5 protein-coding genes are annotated in these 2719 nt (G+C 43.1%); 4 read left to right on the top strand and 1 reads right to left on the bottom strand.

Annotated elements, in window-relative coordinates; genetic code table 11:
- Positions 1-727: EamA family transporter (locus WAK81_RS09025; protein WP_422196546.1), on the bottom strand; the 727-nt coding region annotated here is incomplete at its 3' end.
- A 378-nt stretch (positions 728-1105) separates the two neighbouring features.
- Between WAK81_RS09025 and WAK81_RS09020 the strand changes: the two genes are divergently transcribed.
- The 4 genes from WAK81_RS09020 (at position 1106) to WAK81_RS09005 (ending at position 2585) form a co-directional block, all read left to right on the top strand.
- Positions 1106-1321, top strand: coding sequence for a PAS domain S-box protein (locus tag WAK81_RS09020; RefSeq protein ID WP_422196545.1), 216 nt, complete (start codon positions 1106-1108; stop codon positions 1319-1321).
- 120 nt (positions 1322-1441) lie between these two features.
- The gene (locus WAK81_RS09015) at positions 1442-1882 is read left to right on the top strand and encodes a PAS domain S-box protein (protein ID WP_422196544.1); all 441 of its coding nucleotides are present in this window, start codon (positions 1442-1444) and stop codon (positions 1880-1882) included.
- Positions 1855-2145 (top strand): histidine kinase dimerization/phospho-acceptor domain-containing protein, encoded by a 291-nt coding sequence (locus WAK81_RS09010; protein WP_422196543.1) that lies wholly within the window; start codon positions 1855-1857, stop codon positions 2143-2145. The genes WAK81_RS09015 and WAK81_RS09010 overlap by 28 nt, the downstream gene beginning before the upstream one ends.
- On the top strand, positions 2097-2585 hold the full coding sequence (locus WAK81_RS09005) for an ATP-binding protein (RefSeq protein WP_422196542.1): 489 nt from the start codon (positions 2097-2099) through the stop codon (positions 2583-2585). Before WAK81_RS09010 ends, WAK81_RS09005 begins: the two co-directional genes overlap by 49 nt.
- The last annotated feature ends 134 nt before the right edge of the window (positions 2586-2719 follow it).

Here is a 2719-nt window from a genome sequence, read left to right as displayed (position 1 = left end):
TAGCAGTAAACCAGCCCAGCGATGCCATAAAGCTGCATACACTGACTTTAAAAGTTAATCCCAAGCGTTGCCACATAGCCACTAAAGTCTGGCGGCTAAATAGACTCAGATAGATCAACATACTGATGCACTGAAAACTAATCACCATCAGCAGTACCCATGCGGCACGATGTACAGTTGGTAATACGCTTAATTCCAGACTCGCCTCTCTGACCAATAGTGAGGTAATGGCAAAACTCAAACCACTGCCGACTCCAATTGCTAAAGTCTTGGCAGAAAATCCGCTGATCTGCTGGCCCTTACTCAGCAAAAACACCGCATAACCACCAAGTACCACACCGATCCAGGCCAATAGCGATAAATGATCTGCTAAAAAGGTCACGCCGATAATGGCGGCTAAAATGGCTTCACTTTTTGCCAGCCCTACCCCAACCGCGTAATTTTTTTGCTTGAACAGCTGTACCATCAGCGCCGTAGCTAAAATCTGGCTACAACCTGCGATCACCACATAGACCCAAAACTTTGGAGTGAAGTGAACAACACTTTCAACTGGCTTGAAAGAATACAGGCTGCTCAGGTACAGCGCAGCAAATGGCAAGCCAAAAATAAAGCGTGCCAGTGTGACTCCCCAGACATCAACCGTGGTACTAAGCTGTTTTTGAAAGGCATTACGCCAAGCCTGCATAAATGCGGCCATTAAAGTAAAGAAAATCCAGCTGAATGCCATCTACTGATCGCTATTACTACAAAATTGAATTAATTCTATGTCTTAACAAAAGGACTGACTAATTAAAAATAGAATGCTGGCTGATAGCAGAAAGTTTGGCTTAACTGGGAAAGAATCCTGCTGAAAAAATACAATGTGATCTGCCAGTCATTTTAAAACATGAAAATGGTACTAATTTTGCTTAGTCAAACCTTACTAGACTGATGTGTGCAGTGTGTATTTATTTTATATGTTTAAAGTATGTAATTAGACCTGAAGTGTAATTGAACTCTTTTTACTTTGCTCCAATATGAAATGCAATAACAACAAGTATTCATCAGTGAAGACGAATACCCCTGTACCAGCATCGCCGGATGCTATCTCAGGTAAGGAATGAGAATGACCAGTTTAAATTATTATCAAACCATCTTTGATAAGGCGGGTGATGCCATTTTTGTGCATGATATCGGCAGTGTCGAGTTCATGGACGTCAATGAAGCAGCTGAAGACCTGACCGGTTACAGCAAATCTGATTTAATCAGCATGAGTGTAGAAAAAATCAGTGCGCATAGCCATGGTTTTGATTTTCACCATGCCTTAAAAAAGGTGCAATAAGCTGCCAGCCATGAAGCAATTACATTTGAATGGATCATTCAGGCACAGAATCAAAGGCAGATTCCCGTTGAAGTTTGCCTGAAAACAGTCGAAATTGAACATCAACCCAAACTGCTGGCTTTGGTTCGTAACATTAGCGAAATCAAGAAATATCAGTATCAGCTGCAGTCTAAAGATCAGTATTTCAAGATGCTGCTGGAAAACTCGGGCGATGGCATCGCGATTCTGGACCTGCAAGGTAAACTGCTGTATGCCAGCCCTTCTCTACAACGTATTTTGGGTTATCGTGACCGCTTTGTTTTAAATAAGAATGTCTTAAGTGTCATTCATCCGGATGACCGTATCAAAGTCCGGCAACTGTTATTTAAAAAACCCGCTGAACAGTCGATTGGAGTGCTGCATTATAAAATTTTGCACCATAATGGTAAGTGGCGGCACCATGAAGCAACCTATCGCAACCTGCTCGACCATCGGGATATTCAGGGAATTCTGATAATTACCGCGATATTAGCGAACGGATTGAAGCAGAAGAAATGGCGCGGGCTCGGGAACGTCAGTTAGGCCATATGTCACGCTGCAAAACCATGGGTGAACTTGCGACCGCACTGGCACATGAACTGAATCAGCCCTTAGCTGCACTCAATAATTATGTCGGTGGCAGCATTATCCGTATTCAAAACGGCCTGGCCAATACCACTGAAACGCTGGATGCCATGAATGCCGCACTGGATCAGACCAAACGGGTCAACGAGATTATTCACAGTATGCGCAGCTTTTGCGCAAAGGCGAAGCCAATTTTCAGGTTCATTCCCTCAATAAACTGATTCAGGACCTGCATCCCCTGATTGGACTGAAAGCCGATCAGGGCGGCTGTACCATTCATTATGAACTGAGTGTGACGCCAGTTTTTATCTCTGCTGATGAAACCCTGTTTAGTCAGGTAATGATTAATCTGGTCTTTAATGCGGTGGATGCGTTACAACGCAATCCTGAAGGTCAGCGTGATATCTATATCCGGACCTGGCAGCACAACCAGCATGCCCGAATTGCCATTGCCGACAATGGTCCGGGACTGCAAGGACAAAATCCAGAACAGCTGTTCGAGTCTTTTTATTCGAGCAAGAAAGACAGCATGGGTATCGGACTGACTTTATCGCGTAGCATCATTGAAAACCATCAGGGTTATTTATGGGTCTGCCAGGGGGAATCCGGCGCAATTTTTAATATTTCATTATCTGCACAGGAGCGTGCTAAATGTATTTAAATAACTGATGTTAAGCAGCAGCCTTTTTAAAACAAGAAATTTCTGCATAGGCTGCTTTTAAAGAGTTCAGATATATTTTTGCTTTCAGAGCAAAATGATTCATCTTATGATGGATCTTTAATTGCTCTAACTTC

Source organism: Acinetobacter sp. (genome assembly GCF_049284435.1).
In the GTDB taxonomy this organism is placed as follows: domain Bacteria; phylum Pseudomonadota; class Gammaproteobacteria; order Pseudomonadales; family Moraxellaceae; genus Acinetobacter.
The sequence above is the reverse complement of the archived record's forward strand: the minus strand, read 5'-3'. Positions and strand labels throughout refer to the sequence as shown.